At 69.8% G+C, this 21,745-nt stretch carries 27 protein-coding genes; 13 read left to right on the forward strand and 14 right to left on the reverse strand.

What is annotated here, in order from left to right:
• The first annotated feature begins 148 nt into the window (after positions 1 to 148).
• The 3 genes from AB0O44_RS03120 to AB0O44_RS03130 all read left to right on the forward strand — a co-directional run bounded on the left by AB0O44_RS03120 (position 149) and on the right by AB0O44_RS03130 (position 2,428).
• Positions 149 to 1,729, forward strand: coding sequence for a carbohydrate-binding protein (locus AB0O44_RS03120; RefSeq protein ID WP_364134050.1), 1,581 nt, complete (start codon positions 149 to 151; stop codon positions 1,727 to 1,729).
• Between the two features lie 54 nt (positions 1,730 to 1,783).
• Complete coding sequence (locus tag AB0O44_RS03125) at positions 1,784 to 1,990, forward strand: DUF2945 domain-containing protein (RefSeq protein WP_290256242.1); 207 nt, start codon at positions 1,784 to 1,786, stop codon at positions 1,988 to 1,990.
• 234 nt (positions 1,991 to 2,224) lie between these two features.
• On the forward strand, positions 2,225 to 2,428 hold the full coding sequence (locus AB0O44_RS03130; protein WP_290256243.1) for a hypothetical protein: 204 nt from the start codon (positions 2,225 to 2,227) through the stop codon (positions 2,426 to 2,428).
• Between the two features lie 7 nt (positions 2,429 to 2,435).
• Here AB0O44_RS03130 and AB0O44_RS03135 read toward each other — a convergent pair whose 3' ends face one another.
• Together AB0O44_RS03135 and AB0O44_RS03140 are read right to left on the reverse strand one after the other, a co-directional pair.
• On the reverse strand, positions 2,436 to 3,395 hold the full coding sequence (locus tag AB0O44_RS03135; RefSeq protein WP_364134054.1) for a diguanylate cyclase: 960 nt from the start codon (positions 3,393 to 3,395) through the stop codon (positions 2,436 to 2,438).
• Positions 3,392 to 4,207, reverse strand: coding sequence for an alpha/beta hydrolase (locus AB0O44_RS03140; protein ID WP_364134057.1), 816 nt, complete (start codon positions 4,205 to 4,207; stop codon positions 3,392 to 3,394). Before AB0O44_RS03140 ends, AB0O44_RS03135 begins: the two co-directional genes overlap by 4 nt.
• 188 nt (positions 4,208 to 4,395) lie before the next feature.
• Here AB0O44_RS03140 and AB0O44_RS03145 point away from each other — a divergent pair, with 188 nt between their 5' ends.
• Complete coding sequence (locus AB0O44_RS03145; protein ID WP_364134060.1) at positions 4,396 to 4,776, forward strand: hypothetical protein; 381 nt, start codon at positions 4,396 to 4,398, stop codon at positions 4,774 to 4,776.
• Positions 4,773 to 5,783 (forward strand): serine/threonine-protein kinase, encoded by a 1,011-nt coding sequence (locus AB0O44_RS03150; protein ID WP_364134063.1) that lies wholly within the window; start codon positions 4,773 to 4,775, stop codon positions 5,781 to 5,783. The genes AB0O44_RS03145 and AB0O44_RS03150 overlap by 4 nt, the downstream gene beginning before the upstream one ends.
• A 14-nt stretch (positions 5,784 to 5,797) precedes the next feature.
• Here the strand turns inward: AB0O44_RS03150 and AB0O44_RS03155 are convergent, their stop codons facing one another.
• The 9 genes from AB0O44_RS03155 to AB0O44_RS03195 all read right to left on the reverse strand — a co-directional run bounded on the left by AB0O44_RS03155 (position 5,798) and on the right by AB0O44_RS03195 (position 9,963).
• Positions 5,798 to 6,187 (reverse strand): hypothetical protein, encoded by a 390-nt coding sequence (locus tag AB0O44_RS03155; protein ID WP_364134066.1) that lies wholly within the window; start codon positions 6,185 to 6,187, stop codon positions 5,798 to 5,800.
• On the reverse strand, positions 6,184 to 6,795 hold the full coding sequence (locus AB0O44_RS03160) for an Asp23/Gls24 family envelope stress response protein (protein ID WP_364134069.1): 612 nt from the start codon (positions 6,793 to 6,795) through the stop codon (positions 6,184 to 6,186). The genes AB0O44_RS03155 and AB0O44_RS03160 overlap by 4 nt, the downstream gene beginning before the upstream one ends.
• Entirely contained in the window at positions 6,792 to 7,382 is a 591-nt protein-coding gene (locus AB0O44_RS03165; RefSeq protein ID WP_290256250.1) for an RNA polymerase sigma factor, read from the reverse strand. Before AB0O44_RS03165 ends, AB0O44_RS03160 begins: the two co-directional genes overlap by 4 nt.
• Positions 7,383 to 7,490: 108 nt before the next feature.
• The gene (locus AB0O44_RS03170; protein WP_290256251.1) at positions 7,491 to 7,721 is read right to left on the reverse strand and encodes a CsbD family protein; all 231 of its coding nucleotides are present in this window, start codon (positions 7,719 to 7,721) and stop codon (positions 7,491 to 7,493) included.
• Positions 7,722 to 7,783: 62 nt separating this feature from the next.
• Positions 7,784 to 8,389, reverse strand: coding sequence for a hypothetical protein (locus AB0O44_RS03175; protein ID WP_290256252.1), 606 nt, complete (start codon positions 8,387 to 8,389; stop codon positions 7,784 to 7,786).
• Positions 8,386 to 8,967, reverse strand: coding sequence for a DUF6286 domain-containing protein (locus AB0O44_RS03180; protein WP_364134073.1), 582 nt, complete (start codon positions 8,965 to 8,967; stop codon positions 8,386 to 8,388). Before AB0O44_RS03180 ends, AB0O44_RS03175 begins: the two co-directional genes overlap by 4 nt.
• Complete coding sequence (locus tag AB0O44_RS03185) at positions 8,964 to 9,305, reverse strand: hypothetical protein (RefSeq protein WP_364134076.1); 342 nt, start codon at positions 9,303 to 9,305, stop codon at positions 8,964 to 8,966. Before AB0O44_RS03185 ends, AB0O44_RS03180 begins: the two co-directional genes overlap by 4 nt.
• Complete coding sequence (locus AB0O44_RS03190; protein ID WP_290256255.1) at positions 9,302 to 9,493, reverse strand: DUF2273 domain-containing protein; 192 nt, start codon at positions 9,491 to 9,493, stop codon at positions 9,302 to 9,304. The genes AB0O44_RS03185 and AB0O44_RS03190 overlap by 4 nt, the downstream gene beginning before the upstream one ends.
• Entirely contained in the window at positions 9,490 to 9,963 is a 474-nt protein-coding gene (locus tag AB0O44_RS03195; protein WP_290256256.1) for an Asp23/Gls24 family envelope stress response protein, read from the reverse strand. Before AB0O44_RS03195 ends, AB0O44_RS03190 begins: the two co-directional genes overlap by 4 nt.
• 232 nt (positions 9,964 to 10,195) lie before the next feature.
• Here AB0O44_RS03195 and AB0O44_RS03200 point away from each other — a divergent pair, with 232 nt between their 5' ends.
• The 3 genes from AB0O44_RS03200 to AB0O44_RS03210 all read left to right on the forward strand — a co-directional run bounded on the left by AB0O44_RS03200 (position 10,196) and on the right by AB0O44_RS03210 (position 13,844).
• Positions 10,196 to 11,221 (forward strand): DUF6454 family protein, encoded by a 1,026-nt coding sequence (locus AB0O44_RS03200; protein WP_364134081.1) that lies wholly within the window; start codon positions 10,196 to 10,198, stop codon positions 11,219 to 11,221.
• A 41-nt stretch (positions 11,222 to 11,262) separates the two neighbouring features.
• Positions 11,263 to 12,996 carry an alkaline phosphatase family protein gene (locus AB0O44_RS03205; protein ID WP_364134084.1) on the forward strand — a complete coding sequence of 578 codons (1,734 nt, stop codon included), beginning with the start codon at positions 11,263 to 11,265 and terminating at the stop codon, positions 12,994 to 12,996.
• A 98-nt stretch (positions 12,997 to 13,094) separates the two neighbouring features.
• Positions 13,095 to 13,844 (forward strand): ABC transporter permease, encoded by a 750-nt coding sequence (locus tag AB0O44_RS03210; RefSeq protein WP_364134087.1) that lies wholly within the window; start codon positions 13,095 to 13,097, stop codon positions 13,842 to 13,844.
• Between the two features lie 91 nt (positions 13,845 to 13,935).
• On the opposite strand, the gene AB0O44_RS03215 is transcribed toward AB0O44_RS03210, so the two are convergent.
• The 3 genes from AB0O44_RS03215 to AB0O44_RS03225 all read right to left on the reverse strand — a co-directional run bounded on the left by AB0O44_RS03215 (position 13,936) and on the right by AB0O44_RS03225 (position 17,360).
• On the reverse strand, positions 13,936 to 15,270 hold the full coding sequence (locus AB0O44_RS03215) for an MFS transporter (RefSeq protein ID WP_364134090.1): 1,335 nt from the start codon (positions 15,268 to 15,270) through the stop codon (positions 13,936 to 13,938).
• Entirely contained in the window at positions 15,267 to 16,562 is a 1,296-nt protein-coding gene (gene argE / locus AB0O44_RS03220; protein ID WP_364134093.1) for an acetylornithine deacetylase, read from the reverse strand. The genes AB0O44_RS03215 and argE overlap by 4 nt, the downstream gene beginning before the upstream one ends.
• A gap of 183 nt (positions 16,563 to 16,745) precedes the next feature.
• Positions 16,746 to 17,360 carry an XRE family transcriptional regulator gene (locus AB0O44_RS03225; RefSeq protein WP_364134096.1) on the reverse strand — a complete coding sequence of 205 codons (615 nt, stop codon included), beginning with the start codon at positions 17,358 to 17,360 and terminating at the stop codon, positions 16,746 to 16,748.
• A gap of 83 nt (positions 17,361 to 17,443) precedes the next feature.
• Between AB0O44_RS03225 and AB0O44_RS03230 the strand changes: the two genes are divergently transcribed.
• The 5 genes from AB0O44_RS03230 (at position 17,444) to AB0O44_RS03250 (ending at position 21,742) form a co-directional block, all read left to right on the forward strand.
• Positions 17,444 to 18,016 carry an MOSC domain-containing protein gene (locus AB0O44_RS03230; protein ID WP_364134099.1) on the forward strand — a complete coding sequence of 191 codons (573 nt, stop codon included), beginning with the start codon at positions 17,444 to 17,446 and terminating at the stop codon, positions 18,014 to 18,016.
• A gap of 34 nt (positions 18,017 to 18,050) precedes the next feature.
• Positions 18,051 to 18,737, forward strand: a complete 687-nt coding sequence (locus AB0O44_RS03235) for a GntR family transcriptional regulator (RefSeq protein ID WP_364134102.1) — start codon at positions 18,051 to 18,053, stop codon at positions 18,735 to 18,737.
• 207 nt (positions 18,738 to 18,944) lie between these two features.
• A complete protein-coding gene (locus AB0O44_RS03240) occupies positions 18,945 to 19,667 on the forward strand; it encodes a DUF969 domain-containing protein (protein ID WP_364134105.1) in 723 nt (240 codons plus the stop codon).
• Positions 19,664 to 20,635 (forward strand): DUF979 domain-containing protein, encoded by a 972-nt coding sequence (locus tag AB0O44_RS03245; protein WP_364134108.1) that lies wholly within the window; start codon positions 19,664 to 19,666, stop codon positions 20,633 to 20,635. Before AB0O44_RS03240 ends, AB0O44_RS03245 begins: the two co-directional genes overlap by 4 nt.
• A gap of 30 nt (positions 20,636 to 20,665) precedes the next feature.
• A complete protein-coding gene (locus AB0O44_RS03250) occupies positions 20,666 to 21,742 on the forward strand; it encodes a DUF2891 family protein (RefSeq protein ID WP_364134111.1) in 1,077 nt (358 codons plus the stop codon).
• Positions 21,743 to 21,745: the final 3 nt, after the last annotated feature.

The following is a 21,745-nucleotide window of genomic DNA, read 5'->3' on the forward strand; positions in this document are numbered from 1 at the left end:
ACCGCGATCTGCCCTTATACTAAGCGCACGACCCCGAATTATCAGTCCCCCGGCCGAAGATCGTTACCGGCGGGAGACCCTTGATTTGGCGGCGTATCCGCATTAGGGGGTTGCCGGACAGCTCTCCGACAAGCATTGGGGTAATTCTGTGTCTAACCGCTTTCCCGGACGCCGCCTTTCCAAGCTGCGGCTGGGGATCCTGATCCTGGTCGTGGCGGTCCTCGCCGGCGGCTCCTACCTGGGCCTGCGTTCTTTCCAGGACGCCAACGCCGCCTCCTCCATCCCCTCCGTCTTCTCGGGCTACGTGGATGTGACGGCCACGCCGCGGTTCGCGTTCGAGACCCCCACCACGGCCGAGGCGAAGGGCACCGTGCTGTCCTTCATCGTCGCGGACAAGCAGAACCCCTGCGTCCCGTCCTGGGGCGCCGCCTACGGCCTGGCCCAGGCCGAGTCGGACCTTGACCTGGACCGCCGCATCGCCCGGCTGCGCCAGGCCGGGGGCACGGTGTCCGTGTCCTTCGGCGGCCTGACCAACAGCGAACTGGCGGTCGCCTGCACGGACCAGGACCGGCTGACCGGCGCCTACCGTGACGTCGTCGAACGCTACGACCTCGCCTCGATCGACCTCGACGTCGAGGGTGCCGCGCTCAGTGACACCGCCTCGCTGGACCGCCGCGGCAAGGCCGTCGCCGCCCTCCAGCAGCAGCGCTCGGGCGCCGGCAAGAACCTCGACGTCTGGCTCACCCTCCCGGCGGACCCCAACGGCCTGACCGAGGCCGGGCGCGACGCCGTGGCCCGCACCCTCCGGGCCGGCGTAAAGCTGACGGGCGTGAACATCATGACGATGGACTTCGGCGGCAGCAAGCAGCCGGGACAGTCCATGTACCAGGCCTCCGCGTCCGCCGCCGAGGCCGCCCACAAGCAGCTTCAGGCCCTGTACCGCGACAACGGCGAGGACCTCGGCACGGACACCACCTGGCGCCGGCTGGGACTGACGCCGATGATCGGCCAGAACGACATTGCCGGCGAAATCTTCACCCTGGACGACGCGGCAGCGCTCAACGCCTACGCCAAGTCCAAGGGCGTGGGCCGGGTGTCCATGTGGTCCCTGAACCGCGACCGCACCTGCGGCAGCAACTACCCCGACGTCACCAAGGTCTCGGACAGCTGCAGCGGCATCAACCAGGGCAGCTCCTCCTTCTCGACGGTCCTCGGTGCCGACGTCATCCCGACCCGCAGCGCCGACGCACCCGCACCGGCGGCCTCCGCGACCCCCACTGCCACCGATGACCCCTCCACCAGCCCGTACCCGGTGTGGAACCAGACGTCCCGCTACGTCAGCGGCGACCGGATCGTCTGGCATGGCAACGTCTACGAGGCCAAGTGGTGGACCCAGGGCGACAGCCCTGACAACCCCGTGGAACAGGGCGCAGCCGTGCCGTGGAAGCTGATCGGCCCGGTTCTGCCCGGCGACCGCCCCAGCCCCCGCGCCACGGTCCCGGCTGGCACCTACCCGGACTGGTCTCCGACCACCGTGTACCAGCGCGGCACCCGGATTCTCTTCGACGGGTACGCCTTCGAGGCCAAGTGGTGGAGCCAAGGCGACAGCCCGCAGGCCATGCTGGAGGGCGCCCCGGACTCCCCTTGGCTCAAGCTCACGGCAGCCCAGCTGCAGTCGCCATCGGCAACGGCGTCGGCGACTGCCTCCCCCACCGCGTCCGGGAAGTAGCGGCCGCCAACCCCCTTTTCCGTCCGCCCGATCCGTCCAACCGAAGGAGCACCCGTGTCACTGCGCAAAGGAATGTCCGTGGAGTGGAACTCGCCCCAGGGAAAGACCCACGGCAAGATCGTGGAAAAGAAGACCAGCGACTTCGAGCTGGACGGCAATACGCACCGGGCCAGCGAGGACGAGCCGCAGTACGTAGTGGAGTCGGCCAAGACCGGCGCCCGCGCAGCCCACAAGGCCTCGGCCCTGACCGAAAAGAAGTAGCCGCCGGGCCGTCCCGCCCGGGCATGTGACCAGTCTCACCTGCAATATTCGACTTCTGGCTTGAGGGCCCTTCCGGCCGCTGTGCATCATGGAAATCCATACTGGTGGACGCAACGGGGCCACACCGGTGGGCTTTCCAGCCGCCCTGGTCCCGGGTGTTTCCGGTGTGGACTGACGGCGGCTCCGCATCGGTGCGGCAGCCGGAGATCCGGATCAAGAATGGAAGCCTGAACAATGACGTTTGAAACTGCCACCACCGTGACCCACAAATTCTGGGACCGTGCCACGATGCACCACGAGCTGGACGCCCTGGTCCACGAGCACTCGGTCCGGCACAACACCGCCAAGTCCAACGTCGCCGTCCACGCCAGCGGCCCCAACACCTTTACGCTCAGCGTGCAGCACGGCGCGGGCAACCTTGAGGCGGCGTCCGCCTAGGATCCGGCTAACCGGCCGCTGACCGCATGGCCGTCTTGGCCCGGTACATATCCTGGTCAGCGCCGACAAGCAATGAGGCGGCAAGATCGTGGACCCGGTCCGCTCCGGCGGTCGGGTCCACTGCCGTTTCCGCCTGGCCCACTGCGATCGACAACGGCAGCGTGGCGCCTTCGACCGCCAATGGGGCCGCCAGGCAGCCCCGGACCCGTGCCGCCACGGCGTCGAGCTCTGCCGCGGTCACCAGGTCCGGAACCAGGATGACGAACTCGTCCCCGCTGTACCGGGTCACCATGTCGGAACCGCGGACCGCACCGGACAGCATCCGGGCCACGTGCTCCAGCACCCGGTCCCCCGCGGCGTGGCCCAGGGAGTCATTGACGAGCTTGAAGTCGTTGACGTCGCAGAACAACAGCCCCACGCGCCCGCCGTCGTCCCCGGCCCTCGCCAGGGCCGCAATCAGGCTCTCCTGCAGGTGCCGGCGGTTCGGCAGCCCCGTGAGCGGGTCGTGGAGCGCCCGGTGGTGCGCCTCCCGCAACAGGGCAGCCCGCTCCGCGGCGGCGTCCTCCAGCTGCCGGTGGGCGGCGGCCAGCTCGCATTCGTAACGCCGCCGTTCCGGTGCGGCGTAGAAAATCGCCAGGTCCCGCATCGCTCCCCCGATTTCGGTCCGCGTCACCGTGAGCAAGACTGGCCGCCGCTCCCCATCCGGCCCCAGCAGGGAGACCGCCAGCTCGGACAGCTGGCCTTCCCGGTCCAGGACCGGGCCGGCGTGGGTCCGGAACATCAGCCTGTCCCCGGCGGGGAAAAGGTCAAGCAGCCGCGTCCCCGCCAGGGCGCCCGGCAACGCCCCGGCCCAGCGGGTGAGGGTGGCGTTCGCGGCCTCGATCACGCCGTCGGTCCCGGCGACGGCGTATCCGGCCGGCGCGGCGTGGAAGAGTTCGCCGTAGTCCAGCGGCGCGGGCCCGGTCACGACGCTGCCAGGAAGTCGAGCATGGCGGCCGCGGTCTCCTCGGGCGCACTGGACTGCGGGAAGTGGCCGGTGGCGGCGAGGCGGACCAGCGTGCCGTGGGCCAGGTTCTCCTGAAGGTAGGCGCCCACCGAATCGGGGGTGACGACGTCGTCCGTCGCCTGCAGCACCAGGGTCGGAACCAGAACCCCGGAAAGCAGGTGGCGGGTGTCGGAGAGGAAGGCCACCCGGGCGAAGTCCCGGGCCACGCGCGGCCCGATGCGGCCGAAGCTGCCCTGGACCTCACGGTCCAGCTCGGGGGCGTCGGGGACGTTCATATAGACCGGCGCCATGGACTCTGCCCACACCAGATAGTTCGAATCCAGGGACCGGAAAAGATCGTCAAGGTCGCCGCGGCTGAACCCGCCCTCGTAGCCCTGGTCCGGGTGGTCCACGTAGCAGGGCGAGGCGGTCAACAGGATCAGGCGCCCGAAGCGGTCCGCGCCGTCGCGTGCCGCGGCGCTGACCGCCATCATGGACCCCACGCTGTGTCCCACCAGCGTCGCGTCCCGCAGCTCGAGCCGGGCACAGACCTCCAGCAGGTCGTCCACGTAGGCCTCCAGCGAGGCGTAGCGGCCGGAATCGTAGGACGCCTTGTCCGAGCCGCCCGAGCCGACGTGGTCCAGCAGCACCACGCGGTACCGGTCCGTGAAGGCGGGAAGGATCCGGCGCCAGATCGATTGATCCGTTCCGAAGCCGTGCGCGAAGACCAGAGCCGGGCCGTCCTCAGGACCCAGGGTCCGGACGTTGTTGCGGACCAGCACATCGGTTACCACGTGATCATCCCGCCTTCTCACCGACCCTCGTCGGTCTCGTTGCTGCCCCTGCCGGCCGGCCTGGAAACGGCGGATGAGTTGTACCATCCTAGCCCCGGCCTGCCCCCGGCCTTGGAGCCGGGCTGGACAAGACAATAATACTAGTTAGACTAGCTACGTTGTCTCCTAGCTAATAGATCGGTGATCCCATGACGGCAGTCCTCGAACCCCAGCAGGCGGCCCCCGCCGCCTCATCAGTGCCCGTCGACGCCGCCCCGCAGCACTGCGGTGGGACCATGGTGAAACGGAAAGCGTCGCTGGATTCCCTGCTCTGGGGCTTCCAGCTGCCCGGCTCCGCGGAGTGGATCTGCCCCTGCGGCTTCCGGCAGGACGCGGCCGCCGCCGGAGAACCGCTGCACGCCGTCCGCACCGCCGCGGCACGGGTCGAAAGCCTGCAATGGGAGCTGGACGCTGCGAAGGACGAACTGCTGTCCGCCCTGCGCACCGCGGCCGCTAACGGTTCGACTAGCACCGAGCTCATCGAGGCTGCCGGACTGCCCGACGACGACTTCGCCCGGCTCCTACTGTGACCTTCGCCCAACTTCTCGGCGACCAACACCGCGCGGCCCGCCCCCTGCACCGTCGGACGCCCGGCCAAGCTCCGGCCACACACACGCCGCTCCCCGCCAAGCCCGGGACCTGCCCCGCGGCTACCCCCGGCATCGTCAGCCGGGCGGCGGGCACCCCCGCCGCCACGCGCACCGGCGCCGGCGAACGCCTCCTGGAAGGCCGCTACCGCCTCGGGGACTTGTTGGGCCGCGGTTCCGAGGCGGACGTCTACCGGGCCACCGACCTGGCAGCGCGGGGTTCCGCCCCCGAGCTGGCAGTCAAAATCTTCCGCGCCGGGACCGAGGACGCCGCCTCGCCGTTCATCCGCGAGCGGGATCTCCACGGCCCTCTGCGGCACCGCGCGATCGTTCGGGTGCTGGGCCACGGCCGGGCGGCCGACCACGCCACAACGGAGGCCGGCCGCGGCTACGTCGTCACCGAGCTGGTTGACGGCCCCGACCTGCGCTCCCACCTGCACGGCAACACCCTCAGCGCCCGGCAGGTGACCGTCTGGTCGGCCGACATTGCCGGGGCACTGGCCCACCTTCACCGCCGCGGCATCGTGCACAACGACGTGAAGCCGGCCAACATCATCCTGGGCGGCCTCATATCCGGGGACACCGGCACAGGAGGCCGGGCCATGCTGACAGACTTCGGCATCGCCACGAGCGCCCGGCACCGGGCCAACAGCGCCACGTCCGGCACGCCCCACTACCTCAGCCCCGAGGCGGTCCACGGCACCGGGACCAGCAGCGCCAGCGACATCTATGCCCTGGGCCTGGTGATCTTCGAATGCCTCACCGGCATCAAGGCCTTCCCCGGTCCGGCGCTGGAATCGATGGTGGCCCGGACGCTGCGGCTGCCGCGGCTCCCGTCGACGGTCGGGCGGCGCTGGTCCGTGCTGCTGCATGCGATGACCGATCCGGAACCCTCCCGCCGGCCCACAGCCGCCGCCGTCGCTCGCGCCCTGAAGCGCATCGACCGGTAATGCCGGCCGGGCGCTCATCCGGCGATGTGGACGACGGCAACCTCCACCGCACAGCGGCGCGGTTCCAGGTGTGCGCGGACCGCGGCTGCCGCTGCGCGTGCGACGTCGGGGGCGCGGTGTCCGGTGGCCACGCCGATGCGGGCCTTGACCGTGACGACGTCGCCGGAGGCGTCCACAGCCACCGGGTTGGGAGCCTCGCCGGTGACCGCGGCGTGGGCGGCGCCGGCAATGTTCTGCCACACCGGGTGGGCCGGGTACAGCTTCTGGACGCCGTCGACCTGTTCGAGGACCCGGCGCAGTTCGCCTGCCACGGCACTGTCCGGCACGCCGTTGACAGCAGTGTCCGGTGCGACGGCCGGGGCGTGGTCCGAAGCGCTGGCGCTCGGGCGCAGGGGCTCGGTCATGGCTTCTCCTCCGGTGTGGTCTGGGTCCGGTCCGCCGATGGGGGCGGGGCCAGGATGTCGGTAATGGTGACGTCGATCGACGTGATGTTCAATTCGGTTTGCTGTGACAGCGTTTCCGCCAGCTGGCTGCGGAGCTCGGCCGCCCGTTGTTCCAACGGGTGGCCGTACACCACGGCCAGGTCCACGGAGACGGTCACCGGCGCCCCCGGGGTTCCTACGTCCCCGTGCAGCCGGCATTTTCCCGCCGCGGTCCCGGGCAACGCATCCGCCACGGAACGGATCACCGCTGAAATGGCGCCTTCCGTCTCGGACAGGATGTCGTCTACGTGGCCACCGCGGACGGGAATGCTCCGCCCGGGCCTGAGTTCCAGCCGCAGGTTGTCCAGGATGGACTGCATCCAGTCGTCGGTACCGGATCCCGCCGCCGCGATGTCGGCGTCGCGCAGGTCGGTGCCGAGCGCCGAGATGCTGCCCAGCGCCGCCAGTCCCGCCTGGCATTCCGGGCACTGATTGAGGTGTCCGGGGTCGGCGAACTCGCCGGTATCCAGATACGTGCTGAGTTCGGCCAGGGTATGTCCGCAGTCGAGGGTGTCGTTGGGTGTACTCATCGCCATTCCTCCATTTCGCGCGCCAGGGTGACCCGCGCCCGTGCCAGCCTGCCGCGGACGCTCGCGGTGCTGATGTTCAGGGTCTGCGCGATGTCCTCGTAGCTTTGGTCGTTGAATTCCTTGAGCACCCAACAGCGGCGCTGTTCCTCCGGCAGTGCTGCCAGCGCCCGCTTGAGTGCTTCAATCCGCGAGCCGCTGACTGCCGAAGATTCCGGGTCCGGGCTGGCGGGCCGTCCGGCCATGCCCGCGTCGAGGGTCTCCTCGACCGAGTCGACGTCGGTGTGGAAGCGGCGGCGGCGCAGGTGGTCGATGCTGCGGCTGCCGGTGATGCGGAGCAGCCAGCCGCGGACCGCCCCGGGTTCCCGCAGGGTATCGATCTGGCGCCAGGCCTGCATCAGCGCCTCCTGCACGACGTCATCGGCGTCGGCGAGGGAGCCGGTCAGGCGGCGTGCGGCGGCCCGCATCACGGGCCCGTGACGCCGGGCGAGGGTTTCGAAGGCCGCGGTGTCGCCGTCGGCGGCGCGGCCGGCAAGCAGCGCATCCGGGACGGCGTCCAGGTGGTGCGGCGCCGGGGGTGAACCAGTCACGTGTCTGTCGCTTTCATCGCGGGCCGTAGAGAGCGGGCCATAAAAGTGGGCCGGGCACCGGCCCGGGTACCCGTAGGGGGCGGCCCGGGCCGGGTGCGGCCGGTGGAACTAGTTCTTGCTGAAGCCTTCTTTGATCTTGCGCGCGGCTTCCCGGAGGTTGCCACCGACGTCGGCCGCGGCGTCCTTGATCTTCTCGCCGGCGTCCTGCAGCTGGGCTTTGGCCTGGTCCTGCTGGCCCTCGCGTTCCAGCTGTTCGTTGCCGGTCAGCTTGCCGGCACCCTCCTTGGCGGCGCCGAGGTGGTTGGTCACGGCGTTGTTGGCCTTGTCATCGATCCCCATGATCGTGTTCCTTTCCTATCGGTCGTGCTCGTGTGAGGGGTGGTGCTCTGTTCCGGTACCGGTCAGCGGGCGCGGTCTGCGCCGGCCACCCGGGACCGTACTCCGGTGGTGATTCGTACCAGGACCGGGACCGGATGCCCGATCAGCGCGTCGATGCCGCGGACCAGTTCCTCGGCGGTGTCCGCGAGTTCCCGCGGTGAGGCGCCCTTCCGGGCCTCCAGCCGGAGCCGCAGTCCGGTGCCGCGCCGGTTTTCCCAAGCGGAGACGTTGCTGCCGACCACCAGGCGGTTGCCGTCCAGCGCCTCGCCGACGGCGGTGCCGATGAGACCGGCGTCGATGGTGGTGGCACCCCGGTCGCCGTCGTCGTCGCGGGCCAGCCGGGGAGTCCGGCCGCCGCCCTGGGAGGCGAGCCAGGCCACGGAAAGCGCGGCTGCGATGAGGAAGACGGCCACCGCGGCCACCGACCACCAGCTCCCGGGCCGTCCCGGCAGGGGCGCCGAGCCCAGTGCGGCCCGGGCCTGGTCCGCCAGGAAAGTGCCGGTGGCGGTCCAGGCGGCGGCGATGTCCGGGACCAGCCCGGCCGCGGCCGTCACGGCGCCGGCGGCCAGCAGGACCAGCCCGGCAAGCGCCAGCAGGATGCGGTTCAGTGCCCTGTTCGTGTTGCTCACTGTCCCAGCACTCCTTCTTTGAGGATCCGGACCGAGGGCGCGAGCCGGCGGTCCAGGCGGTAGGCGGCGAGTTCGCCGTCCACCGCCGCGTGGATGGCATCCCGGTCGGCGGGCACACCGGAGGTGGGGCGGACCTGGACCGTGACCGACCGGGAGGAAACCGTGGAGGTCACCTGGCCGGGGGTGAGTCCGGCGGCCAGCCGTGCCCGCCGGGAGACGGCGGCGGCGATGACCTCGTCGTCCACCACGACGGCGGTGCGGTCGCTTTCGAGGGCCCGCCGGGAGCGGCGGCCGCCCGCGAGCGCGGTGAGGAGCAGGGCCAGGCCCAGCAGCGCCACGCCCGCGCCGGCCGCGGCCAACCCGGCCGGGATGGTGGCCTGGGGCAGTCCGGTCAGCCAGCGCCACAGCTGTCCGGGAGCGGCCAGCAGGGCGGGTTCGCCGAGCAGTCCCAGCACGGTCTCCAGCGCCAGCCAGAGGAAGAGGACGGCCAGCAGGATCGCGGTCACGGCCGAGACTGTCGCTCGGGAGGAGTGGGTTTCCCGCCGGAGAATCCGCCGGGTTGCCTGGCTCTGGTTCACGCCACTCTCCTTTCCTGGTGCTCGCGTGGGGTCTTGGCGCCGCTCAGCCGGATGTCCACCCGTCCCAGCTGCATCCCGGTCAGCTGCGGGGCGCGGTCAAGGATGGCCTGCCGCGCTGCGCGGGATTGGTCGAAGAGGCTGACCGGCTGGTCCGGCCGGGGGCCGAGCAGCGGCGGCACGGCCAGCTGCACAGTCACCGCGGCGGCCAGCTGGCCGGCGTCGTCGTCCATCTGGGCGGAGACGTTGCCCCGGGGAACCCCGAAGGCTTCTGCTGTGACCGCTTCGATGGTGTGCCGCAGGGCCGTCCCGGTGATCCGGGTGTGGCCGGTGCGGGTCATGACGATGAGCGCTTGCCGCGCAGGGCGTCCAGCACTCCGGCCAGGTCCAGCCGCCCCTCGGCGCTGCGGCCGAGGATGGCACCGATGCCCATGAACAGGGCGGTCAGGACCAGTCCCCAGAAGCCGAACGCCAAGGCGACGACCGCCAGGACGGCGCCGACGGCGACGCCGGCTACCGTCGGGCTCATGCGACCCTCGGCTCGTTGTTGTCGTCGTCATCCTGGTCATCCGAGGGGACGTGAATGTCGGTGATGGTGATGTTGACCTCGGTGACCTCCATGCCGACCAGGTCCTCGACGGCGTTGTACACGGCGTCGCGGGCGTTATCGGCCACCTGCTGGAGCGGGTAGGGGTACTCGACGACGAGGGTCACGTCGACGGCAACCTGGGTCTGGCCGACCTCGACGCTGACACCCTGGGTGAGGTCCTTCTGGCCAACCTTCTCGCGCAGGGTGCCTAGGGCCCGGGCCGCGCCGCCGCCGAGGGCGTGGACGCCCTCGATCTCCTGGATGGCGATGCCGGCGATCTTGGCGACGACGCCGTCGGCCACCGTGGTGTTGCCGCGGCCGTCGTTCTTGGTGTGCTGGTTGGTGGTGGCGACCGCGGTGGACGTGGTCTTGGCCGGAACGTCTGCGGGGGTGTGCGTCTGGTTGGTCATTGCTATCACTCCTGTTCGTTGAGGGAGGCGCACTGATGCGCCGTCACTAGGAAGACGGGGCGGGCACGGGAAACCTCACGGTCGACTTCACGTGAGCTGCATCACAGTCTTGTGCGCAGTCAGGAGCGGGCCGGAACCGGCCCCCGGGCGTTCATCTTCGCTCCACGCCCGGTTCATTACCTGCGGGTAGCTTGGCCGGGTCAGCCGGAGCTCCAACCCTGAGAGGCTCACCATGAGCGCGACCCGTACCCGAGGCATCCTTACCGCCGCCGCAGCCATCGTCCTGGCCGCATCCGCGATCGGCGGCACCGCCGTCGCCCAAGCCGCGGACAACGACAACCGCGGTGGAACGGACCCCGGCTCCCACGCCCAGGACGGCCGCGACAGTGCCCTGGCGGACGCGTTCAACCGCGTGGACCGCGGAACGGCCTGGCAGCAGACCTCCAAGCTGAAGCTCAACTTCCCGACGTACCACACGGAGGGCATCGCGTTCGGCGGGGACCACATCTTCCTCTCGGCCGTCCAGATCACCGAGCCCACCACCAAGTTCGCCGCCCCGCAGAACGGGTTCGACCGGACCCCCGGCAAGGGCATCGGCCACCTGTTCGTCATGGACAAGGCCGGGAACCTGCAGAAGGACATCACCCTTGGCGAGGGCGATATGTACCACCCGGGCGGCATCGACTTTGACGGAACTAACGTCTGGGTGCCGGTGGCGCAGTACCGCCCGGACAGCAGCGCGATCATCTACCGGGTGGATGCCAAAACCCTGGACGTGCACAAGCAGTTCGAGGTCAAGGACCACTTCGGCGGCATCGTCATGGACAAGCAGACCGGCCACCTGGTGGGAAACACCTGGGGATCGCGGCGCTTCGCCGAATGGGACCTCCAGGGTAAGCAGCTCGCCACCTGGCAGAACCCGAACTACTTCGTCGACTACCAGGACTGCCAGTACGTCCCCTCCTCCAAGATGCTCTGCGGCGGCATCACCAACCTCCCGCAGACGCCCGCCGCCGGCGGGACCGCCGGAACCTACGAACTCGGCGGGATGGCGATGACCGACCTGAAGTCCCACGCCGTGACCCGCGAGGTGCCGTTCCAGCAGTGGTCCACCGCCGGCCACGTGGCCACCCGCAACCCGTTCAAAATGACCGCCGACGGCGACCACCTGACCCTGAAGGTGGCTCCGGACAACGGCGACGAAGGCAACGGCACCGAAATCCTCACCTACGAAGCCACCGTCAAAGCCGCCAACTAGCGGCACCAGCCCCAATGCAGGCCCGAACCGATCGGAAAATCATGATTCCCCCAGCCCACCGCTCCACCCGACGGCGCATCGCCGCCGCCACCGGTGCCACCGCCCTGGCCGCCACGGCCCTTACCGCAGGCCTGGTCGGCGTCGGCGCCGGTCCCGCCTCCGCCGGCGGCGATGACCACCGCGGCACCGCGACGCCCATCCAGCACGTCGTCGTGATCTTCCAGGAAAACGTCTCCTTCGACCACTACTTCGCCACCTACCCGAAGGCCGCGAACATCCCCGGCGAGACCCAGCAGGGTTCGGGCGCCCAGGCGGCCACCTTCACCGCCGCAAAGAACACGCCCAAGAAGATCGACACCCTGGCCTCCGCCGGCCTGCTGGCGCCGAACAACCCCAACGCCAAGCAGCCGGAGCGGCTCACCCCGCAGCAGGCCGTCACCTGCGACCAGGACCACAACTACGGCGCCGAGCAGAAGGCCTACAACGGCGGGCTGATGGATAAGTTCGTCGAGTACACCAGCCGGGACGCGTGCGGCCCCAACCAGTACGGCCGCAACGGGCTGACCATGGACTACTACGACGGCAACACCGTCACCGGCATCTGGAACTACGCCCAGAACTATGCCATGAGCGACAACCACTACAGCACCGTCTTCGGTCCCTCCACCCCGGGCGCGCTGAACCTGGTCTCCGGCCAGACCCACGGCGCCACCGAGTTCACCGCGGACGGCAAGCCCGTGGCCACGCCCGCCGCCGGCAGCTACACCGTCCGCCAGCCCGACGCCAACGGCGTGGGCACGGTCATCAACGACCCGGACCCTGTCTACGACGACTGCTCCAATAACAGCCATGCAAAGACCAACAACCTGGCGGGCATGACCGGCAAGAACATCGGTGACCTGCTCAGCGCCAAGGGCACCTCCTGGGGCTGGTTCCAGGGCGGCTTCAGCCCCAGCACCCCCGCGACGGCCACGGCCCCGGCGTCCTGCCTGACCAGCCACACCAACGCCGCCGGTGCCTCCGTGGTGGACTACTCCCCGCACCACCAGCCGTTCCAGTACTACAAGTCCACGGCCAACCCGCACCACCTGGCCCCGGCCTCGGACGCGGAAATCGGCCACGACGGCCAGGCGAACCACCAGTACGACCTGACCGACTTCGGCAAGGTGGTCAACACGGACAACATGCCGGCCGTCTCCTTCCTGAAGGCGGGCATGTTCCAGGACGGGCACGCCGCCTACTCCGACCCGATCGATGAGCAGAAGTTCATCACCGCCACGGTCAACCAGATCCAGAAGTCCAAGAACTGGGAAAACACCGCCGTGGTTCTGGCCTACGACGATTCGGACGGCTGGTACGACCACGCCGCCGCTAAGGTGAAGAACTCCTCCAACACCGCCGACGACGCCGCGTGGTGCCAGAACGCCGCGGCCGCCGGTGTCCCGATGGCCGGCGGCTACGCCGATCGCTGCGGCCCCGGCCCGCGCCAGCCGCTGGTGGTCATCTCCCCGTACGCCAAGAAGAACTTCGTGGACCACACGCAGACGGACCAGGCCTCGATCCTGCGCTTCATCGAGGACAACTGGCACACTGGCCAGGTCGGCGACGCCTCCGCGGACGCCGGGGCGGGTTCCCTGAAGGCGATGTTTAACTTCGAGCACAAGCGTCCCGGCACGGTGTTGCTGGATGAGCAGACCGGGTCCGTGGCCTCCGTCACCGGCCCGAAGGATGACGGCCAAGACGGGGACGCGCAGGGAGACGATTCAGGCAAGTAGCCCCTCCGGAGCAGGCCGCCGCCTGCCCCGTCCCTGAGGAATGCGCCGCCCAGCTGATGCCGGGCGGCGCTTTCTTTGCCTCCGGATAGGCTGGCCGCATGACCCCTCCCGCAGATCTGCTGCCGGCGCTGGCTGGTGTCGCCGTGCTGGTGGCGGTGACCCTCTCGGTGCTCACGGCCTACCGTGTCCCCGCCCGGTTCTCACCTGCCTGGGCCATCCTCCGCGGCGCCCTGCAGCTGGCGGCCATCAGCCTGATCCTCAGCGGCGTCATCACCAACGGCTACCTGGTGGCCCTGGCGCTGCTGGTGATGTTCACGGTGGCCGCCTGGACGGCCACCCGCCGGCTGGGCCGGGACCGGCGGATGTTCGGCCGGGTCAGCGCCGCGATGGGCGCCGGGGTGGCCGTCACTCTCGCCGTCGTCTTCGCCACCGGCGCCATCGAGTTCTCGCCGCGCTACGCGCTGGCGATCGGCGGCATCGTCATCGGCAACGCCATGTCCATTACCACCCTGGCCGGCCGGCACTTCCAGCAGACGGCCGCGGCCCGGTGGGAGGAGGTGGAGGGGTGGCTGGCCCTGGGCGCCCGGCCGCGCCAGGCCACCACCGAGCTGGCCCGCGAGGCGGTGCACGCGGGGCTGGTCCCCACCACCGACCAGAGCAAGACCACCGGCCTCGTCACCCTGCCCGGCGCCTTCGTGGGCGCCATCTTCGGCGGTATCTCCCCGCTGTCTGCGGGGGTGTTCCAGGTGGTGGTGCTGGCCTCGATCATGGCCGCGGGTGCCATCACGGCCGTGGTGATCGTGCTGTTCCTCGCCCCGCTGCGGGTCAAGCCGGTCCCGGCGGCGTGAGGCGCCAGGACGCTGGACAACAGTGCCCCCGCAGCAAGGAAGCCCGCCCCGGCACTCGGCCGGGACGGGCTCCCTCAGCGGTGGAATGGCGTTACGCCTGCTTGTAGACCTTGCGGGCGACGGTCAGGCTGGCCGCAGCGATGATGGCGATGGCCACCAGGTAGTAGCCGGGCACCAGCAGGGATCCCGTGCTGCCGATCAGCGCGGTGAGGATGAACGGGGCGAAGCCGCCGAAGACGGTCACGCCGATGTTGTAGCCCAGCGAGAGGCCGGTGGAGCGGATCCGCGCCGGGAACATCGAGGACATGATCGCCGGAAGCGGGGCGAAATACGCGGTCGCCAGGACCGAGAGCACCAGTTCCACCACGATCATGGTGGGCAGCTCCGGGGCGGCGATGAGGGCCAGGAACGCCGGGATGCCGACGACGATCGTGCCGCCGGCGGCCCAGGTCATGACCCGGGCCGGGCCCACCTTGTCCGAGAGCATGCCGATGAACGGGGAGCCTGCGCTCATCACGATGCCGAAAATCAGGGTGGAGAGGAACGCGACCGCCTTGGGCATGTTCAGGTTCACGATCGCGTAGGTGGGCATGAAGAGGGCGATGTATACGCCCACGGAGCCCAGGGAGACGACGCCGACGATCGCCCAGAGCCGCCCGCCGTTGCCGACGAAGGTTTCCCGCAGCGGCGCCGTCGAGGTTTCCGTGGCGAGGAACTCCGGGGTCTCCTCCATCTTGGAGCGGATGTACCAGCCCACGGGGCCGATCGCGAGGGCAAAGATGAAGGGCAGCCGCCAGCCCCAGGACTCCAGCGACTGGGTGCTGAGGTAGCCGTTGAGGACGAACCCGAAGATCCCGGCCAGCAGGATGCCGCCGCCCTGGGTGGCTACCTGCCAGCTGCCGTAGAACGCCTTCCGGGTGGGGGCGTATTCGATCAGGTAGGCCGTGGCGGTGCCGAATTCGCCGCCGGTGGCGAAGCCCTGCAGCAGCCGGGCCACCAGGACGATGATGCTGGCCGTCACGCCGATCATGGCCGCTGTGGGCGCGACGACGATCAGCAGGGTGCCCACGAACATCACCAGGATGGAGACCAGCATGCCGGCCTTCCGTCCGGCCCTGTCCGCGTAGCGCCCGATCAGGATGCCGCCGAGGGGCCGCATGATGAAGGAGACACCGAACGAGGCGAAGGTCAGCAGCAGGGAGGCGGCATCGCTGGTGGTGGGGAAGAACAGCTTGGAGATGGTGACGGCGAAGGTGCCGTAGACGATCAGGTCGAACCATTCGAGGCCGTTGCCGATCGAGGCGGCAACGACGGCCTTGCGGGCGTTGCCGCGTTCGACGGCGTTGAGGGTGCGCGGGGCGGCCTGGCTGTCCGCGTCGGCGTCGACTCCCGTGGCGGCCGTGCCGGTGGTGGTGGGTTGGCTCATGGCTGCGGGGTCCCTTCGGTGGGCTCGGTGGAGGTCAGGTGGTCGGCCAGCGCGCGGAGGAAGTCCTCGCAGGCGGCGATCTGGCTCAATTTGATGTATTCGTTGGCGGTGTGGCCCTGGTCCATGGACCCGGGTCCGCAGACCACGGTGTCGATGCCGGCGCGCTGGAACAGGCCGGCCTCGGTGGCGTAGACGACCGTCTCTTCGACGGCGTTGCCGGTCAGCCGCTGGGCCAGGTCCAGGGCAGCGCGCGGGCCCTCGGGGCTGAGGCCGGGGACGGCGCCCAGCTGTTCCATGACGATGTCCGTGCCGGGCTTCTCGGCCTGGATCTCGGCCCGGAGCCCCTCGAGGGCCTCCCGGATCCGGGCGATGATGCCCTCCGGGTCGACGCCGGGGATGGTCCGGAATTCGAACTCGAAGGCGCAGTGCTCGGCGACGGTGTTGACGGCCGCGCCGCCGCTGACGACGCCGACGTTGGCGGTGGTGTAGGGCACCACGAAGGTCGGGTCGAAGGGGCCGGAGAGCCGGTGCTCGTCGGCGAGGGACCGGATGGCGGCGATCGCCCGCGCGGCGTATTCGATCGCGTTGACGCCGGTGGAGGTCATCGAGGAGTGCGCGGCGATGCCGGAGACGGTGACGCGGAAGAGCTGGCTGCTCTTGTGCGCGGAGACCGGCCGCATGCTGGTGGGCTCCCCCACGAAGCCGAGCCGGGGCCGGATGCCGCGGGCTTCCAGTTCGGCGAGCAGGACGACGGCGCCGTGGCAGCCAACCTCCTCGTCGTAGGTCCAGGCGAAGTGGAGCGGCTCGGCGAGGGGCCGGGACAGGAACTCGGGCAGGAACCCCAGGATGGCGCCGCTGAAAGCCTTCATGTCGGTGGCGCCGCGGCCGTAGAGCCGGCCCTCTCGGATCTCGGCGGCGAAGGGGTCACTATGCCAGTCCTGGCCGTCGACGGGGACGACGTCGGTGTGCCCGGCGAGCACGATGCCCCCGGTGACGGTGCCGTCGGCGGCCGGGATGGTGCCGAAGAGGTTGGCCTTGCGGCCGTCGGGGCTGGGGACCACCAGCGGGGTGATGCCGCGGGCGGAGAGTTCGTCGGCAATGAACCGGATGAGTTCGAGGTTGGAGTTGCGGCTGGTGGTATCGAAGCCGATCAGCGTGGCGGACCAGTCAACGGCCGCGGCGCTGGGCGCTCCGGCCCCAGAGGTGGCAGGCAGAGAGGTGGCAGGCAGAGACGTGGCAGGCAGAGACGTGGCAGGCAGAGACGTGGCAGCCGGTGAGGTGGCAGGCGTCATGGGTGGATTCCCCCGGAACGGTGTTGGAGTGCTGCGCCATGGCGGTCCGGTTGCGGTCTCCGGCCCGGCGCGGCGGCGGCCAAACGGCCCCGCTGTCCCCAGTATTTGGCCCCCGGACGACGCCTGTCAACACTTTGAGCCGCATTTATTCATTTTATTGAACGAAGCCGGGGGCGTGTCCGCTCAGAACGATGGCGGCGTCATCGCCCCGATCAGCACCGCGTCCTGGTCGGTGGGGTTGCGGTACCAGTGCGGCAGGGAGGAGTCGTAGGTCAGCGAATCACCCTCCTCCAGCTCATACCCCACGCCGTTGACGCAAACGTAGAGCCGCCCCTGCACCACGGTCACGCACTCTTCGCCGGCGTGCTTGAACGGGGCGTCCTTGTTGTCCCAGCCGGCGGCGATCTGGGCGCGCAGCATGCCCAGCTGGCCGTTCATGTGCGGGGTCAGCAGCTCATAGATGAGGTTGTCCTCGGCCACTTCCAGGCGGCGGCGTTCGTCGCGGCGGACCAGTGCCCCGCCCTGGTCCTTGGTGTCGAAGAAGCGCCCCACCGGCACCTTGAGCGCCTGGGAGAGCTTGATCAGGGTGGTCAGCGAGGGGTTGCCCTGGCCGCGCTCGATCTGGCTCAGTAGGCCCGGGCTCAACCCGGCCGCGGCGGCGAGCCCTCCGATGCTGAAGCCGGCCTCGCGGCGCAGGTGCAGCACCAGGGCGCCGACGGCGGTCATCGCCCGCTCGGCCTGGTCTTCGACCCCGGGAGACTCAAGCGTCAGGCCGGGGTGGCCGCCAAGATTGTCCATGCCACGATGCTCCGCCATAGTGAAGTTATCGTCAAGATAATGAAGCCCACCCGGACCGGAGGCGCCGGCGGTAGCGTGGAGGCATGAGCGAGGCTTACCGCTACGACGTCGAGATCCTGCACCTGCTGGTCTCCCCCGCCCACGCCTACTTCGGCCGGGCCAGGGAGGGCGCGGCCGACGTCCCGACGCACGACGCCAATGAGGCACAATTCGTCGCGGGCAAGGGGATCACCGGGGACCGGTTCTTCGGCAAGGCCGCGCACATGGACGCCGCCGCGACCCTGTTCGCCGTCGAGGGCCTGGAGGCGATCGCCGCGGAGCTCGGCACGCCGCCCCTGGACCCGCTGCTGACCCGTCGCAACGTGATTATCCGCGGCGCCGAGCTGGCCCCGCTGCTGGGCCACGAGTTCGTGCTGGAGTCCGGCGGGGACACGGTCCGACTCAAGGCCGGACGACCCGCCCACCCCTGCGCCTGGATGGATTCGATGCTGGCCCCCGGCGCCCACAAGGCGATGCGCGGGCGTGGCGGCGTGCGGTGCCGGGTGGTGTCCGACGGCGTGCTGCACCGGGGCCCCGCGGTGCTGGTCAGCCCCGTGCCGCTGGACCCGGCGCGGGCTGGTGAGGCGTCGGTCCTGCGCCCGTCACGCCTGCCGTAAGGGGCACCGCGGCCGCTCCACTAGGCTTGGCGCCATGACATTTGAAGCGGTCCTGGAGTCCCTTCGCGGCGTGGCGAAGGGGTCCACCCACTCGCACACCGGACTGTGGGTCTCGGACCAGCTGCGGCAGCGGATCGCCGCCGGCGACCTCACCCCGGGGACCAAGCTCTCAGAGGAGGCACTCGGCGAGGCCCTCGGCGTCAGCCGCAACACCCTCCGCGAGGCCTTCACCGCCCTGCACGCCGAGCACATCGTGACCCGGATCCCCAACCGCGGAGTGTTTGTGGCCCGGCCCGGCGCCGAGGACATCCGCGAGATCTACCGGGTCCGGCGCTTCGTCGAACCCGCCGCCGTCCTCTGGCACGAGGCCGCGCCGGTGGACGAGCTTCGCGCCGTCGTCGCCGATGCCCAGGATGCCCGCGCCCGCGGCGACATCGCCGGGATGGCGGGCGCCAACCAGGAGTTCCATCGCGCCCTGGTGGCCCGCGCCGGCAGCGAGCGCCTGGACTCACTGATGAAGCAGGTACTGGCCGAGATGCGCCTGGTGTTCCACTCGATGGGCTCGGACCCCGCCTTCCACGAACCCTATGTCGCGGACAACGCCCGGGTCCTGGAGCTGATTGCCGCCGGCCACAACGCCGAGGCGGCGGAGCTGATGCGGGACTACCTCAACCGGGCCGAGGCGCAGCTGCTGGCCGCGATGGCGCACGAGCTGCACTAAGCCGGATTCCCACCGGAAGCGGGGCGGCCGCCGGGGCCCGGACGGCACGGTCCGCCACCCCTCTTGCGCATTGTTCAACAAAACCATAAGCTGTGGATCACAGTGATGGGCATCACTTTGCGGAAGTCACCCCTTTCAGCTCGGCCGGGCCGGCCATGCCCCTAACTACTCTCGTCCGCGGAACACTGCTGCGTCCTGCGGGGATGGATGGATATGCTCGTACTCATCGGGGTCTTGCTGGTCATCGTCGGCTTCGCCGTCCGCCTCAACCCACTCATTGTTGTCACCGTTTCCGGCATCGTTACGGCGTTGTTGGGCGGCCTGTCCCCACTCGAGATCCTCAACGCGTTCGGCTCCGGCTTTGCCAGCAGCCGGTCCGTGACGATCTTCGTGGTGGTCCTGCCGGTCATCGGCATCATCGAACGTTTCGGGCTGCAGGAGCAGGCCAAGACGCTGATCGCGAAGCTGGCCAGGCTGACCGCCGGCCGCGTGCTGCTGGGCTACCTGCTGGTCCGCCAGGCCACCGCCGCCGTCGGCCTCACCGGCATCGGCGGCCACGCCCAGACCGTGCGGCCGCTGGTGTTCCCCATGGCGGAGGGCGCCGCGCTGCGCCGCTACGGCCACGTCCCCGAGAAGGTCCGCGAGAAGATCAAGGGCCACTCCGCCGCGGCGGACAACGTGGGTGTCTTCTTCGGTGAGGACATCTTCGTGGCCGTCGGCTCCATCCTGCTGATCACCTCGTTTGTGGACACCACCTACAAGCTGCACCTCGAACCCCTGGAGCTGGCCGTCTGGGCCATCCCCACCGCCATCATCGCCTTCCTCATCCACGGCTTCCGGCTGCTGCGGCTGGACCGCCAGCTGGACAAGGACGTCCGCGCCGCCGTCGAGGAAGAGAAGTCCGCCGTCACAGTAGGAGAGACCGCATGATCAAGGTTGAAGCCGTCTTCTGGCTGATTGGCATTCTTTTCATCGCCTGGGCGTTCCTGATTTCCCGGGATACCACCCACCCCAAGCGCTGGGGCAGCTCGGCTTTCTGGGGCCTGCTGGGTCTCTGCTTCTTCTACGGCTCCTGGGTGCAGGCGAACACCGCCCCGGCCTGGGTCCTGGGCGTGGCCGTCCTGGTCCTGGTGGTCCTGGCCAGCACCGGGCCCCTCGGTGACGGCAAGTCCCGCACCACCAGCGAGGCCGAACGCACTGCGTTCGCCGCCCGGTTCGGTAACAAGCTCTTCATCCCGGCGCTGACCCTGCCGGTGGTCACCGTGATCATCGTCCTGCTCGCCCCGGTCCTGAAGGTCGGCGGCCAGCCGCTGTTCGACCCGGCCAACACCACCCTGCTGGCCTTGGCCGTCGGCGCCATCGCGGCCGCCGTCGTCGCCGTCGTGCTGCTCAAGCCCAAGAACAAGCTGACCCCCATCTTCGAGGGCCGCCGGATCCTCGAATCCATCGGCTGGGCCGCGCTGCTGCCGCAGATGCTCTCTACCCTGGGCATCCTGTTCACCAAGGCCGGCGTGGGCAAGGCCGTGGGCACCCTGGCCACGGGTGTACTGCCGGAGGGTTCGCTGATCGCCGCCGTGATCGTCTACTCCGTGGGCATGTTCCTCTTCACGGTGCTGATGGGCAACGCGTTCGCCGCGTTCCCGATCATGACGGCGGCCATCGGCTGGCCGGTGCTGGTCCAGGGCTTCCACGGCACCCCGGCGATCATCTTCGCGATCGGCATGCTGGCCGGGTTCTGCGGCACGCTCTGCACCCCCATGGCGGCCAACTTCAACCTGGTGCCCTCGGCGCTGCTGGAGATGAAGAACAAGTACGGCGTCATCAAGGCGCAGGTCGCCACCGCCGTGCCGCTGCTGGCCGCCAACATCGGCCTGATGTACTTCCTGGCCTTCAACTGATCCCGTCCGCCACCACCCGTTAGGGGCACCATGAGCCACTCCGCCGCACCGTCCGCCGTCACTGTAGTCACCGCCGGAACCGAAGAGATGGACCGGCTGGCCGACACCTACGCGGACATCGTGCTGGAGAACCTGGGCCGGCCGTACCCCTACGCCTCGCACCACGTGGAGACGTCGCTTGAGGACCGCCCAAGCCCCCGCGAGCTCCACCCGGCGTTTTACACCTCGTTCGACTGGCATTCCTGCGTGCATATGACCTGGCTGGGCGTGTCCCTGCTGGAACACGGCGTCAGCCCGGACCGCGACGCGGAGCTGCGCCGGGTACTGGCGGCCAACCTCACCCCGGAGAACCTCGCCGTGGAGGGCGCCTACCTGCAGGCCAACCCCAGCTGGGAACGCCCCTACGGCTGGGCCTGGCTGGTGCGGCTCGCCGCCACCGCCATCACGGCGGAGGACGCGCAGGTCCGGGACTGGGGCTCGGCCCTGGAACCGCTGGTGGACATCGTGGCGTCGCTGGTGGCGGAGTGGACGGCCAAGGCCGAGTTCCCGGTCCGCCACGGACTGCACACCAACGCCGCCTTCGGCCTGGGGCTGATGCTGGACGCCTTCCGCGTGCTGGGCCGGGACCGGGCCGCCGCCGTGTGCGAGGAGGCGGCGCTGCGCTGGTTCAAGGGCGACGCCGGCTGGCCCGGCGAGTGGGAGCTCAGCGGCCAGGACTTCCTTTCCGCCGGGTTGAGCGAGGCGGACCTGATGGCGCGTGTGCTCGACGGCGGGGACTTCGCCGCCTGGTTCACCCGCTTCCTGCCGGACCTGGAGCCGGAGTCCCGGATCCTGGCGCCGTTCACCGTCACCGACGAAACCGACGGCTACCTGGCGCATCTGAACGGCCTGAACCTCAGCCGGGCCGGGCAGCTGATCCGGATCAGCGCCGCGCTCTCCGACTCCGGATCCGCGTCCGGGTCCTCGACGGAGGAGCTGCGCGGCGTTCTCGACGGCGCCGCGGGTCCGCTGCTGGAGGCCGGCCTGGCCGCGGTGAGCACGGACGAATTCATGTCCAGCCACTGGCTGGCCAGCTTCGCCTGGGACGCGCTGGCCTCGGCGCGCTGAGGA

It is taken from the genome of Arthrobacter sp. NPDC080082 (assembly GCF_040686595.1).
Classification (GTDB): domain Bacteria; phylum Actinomycetota; class Actinomycetes; order Actinomycetales; family Micrococcaceae; genus Arthrobacter.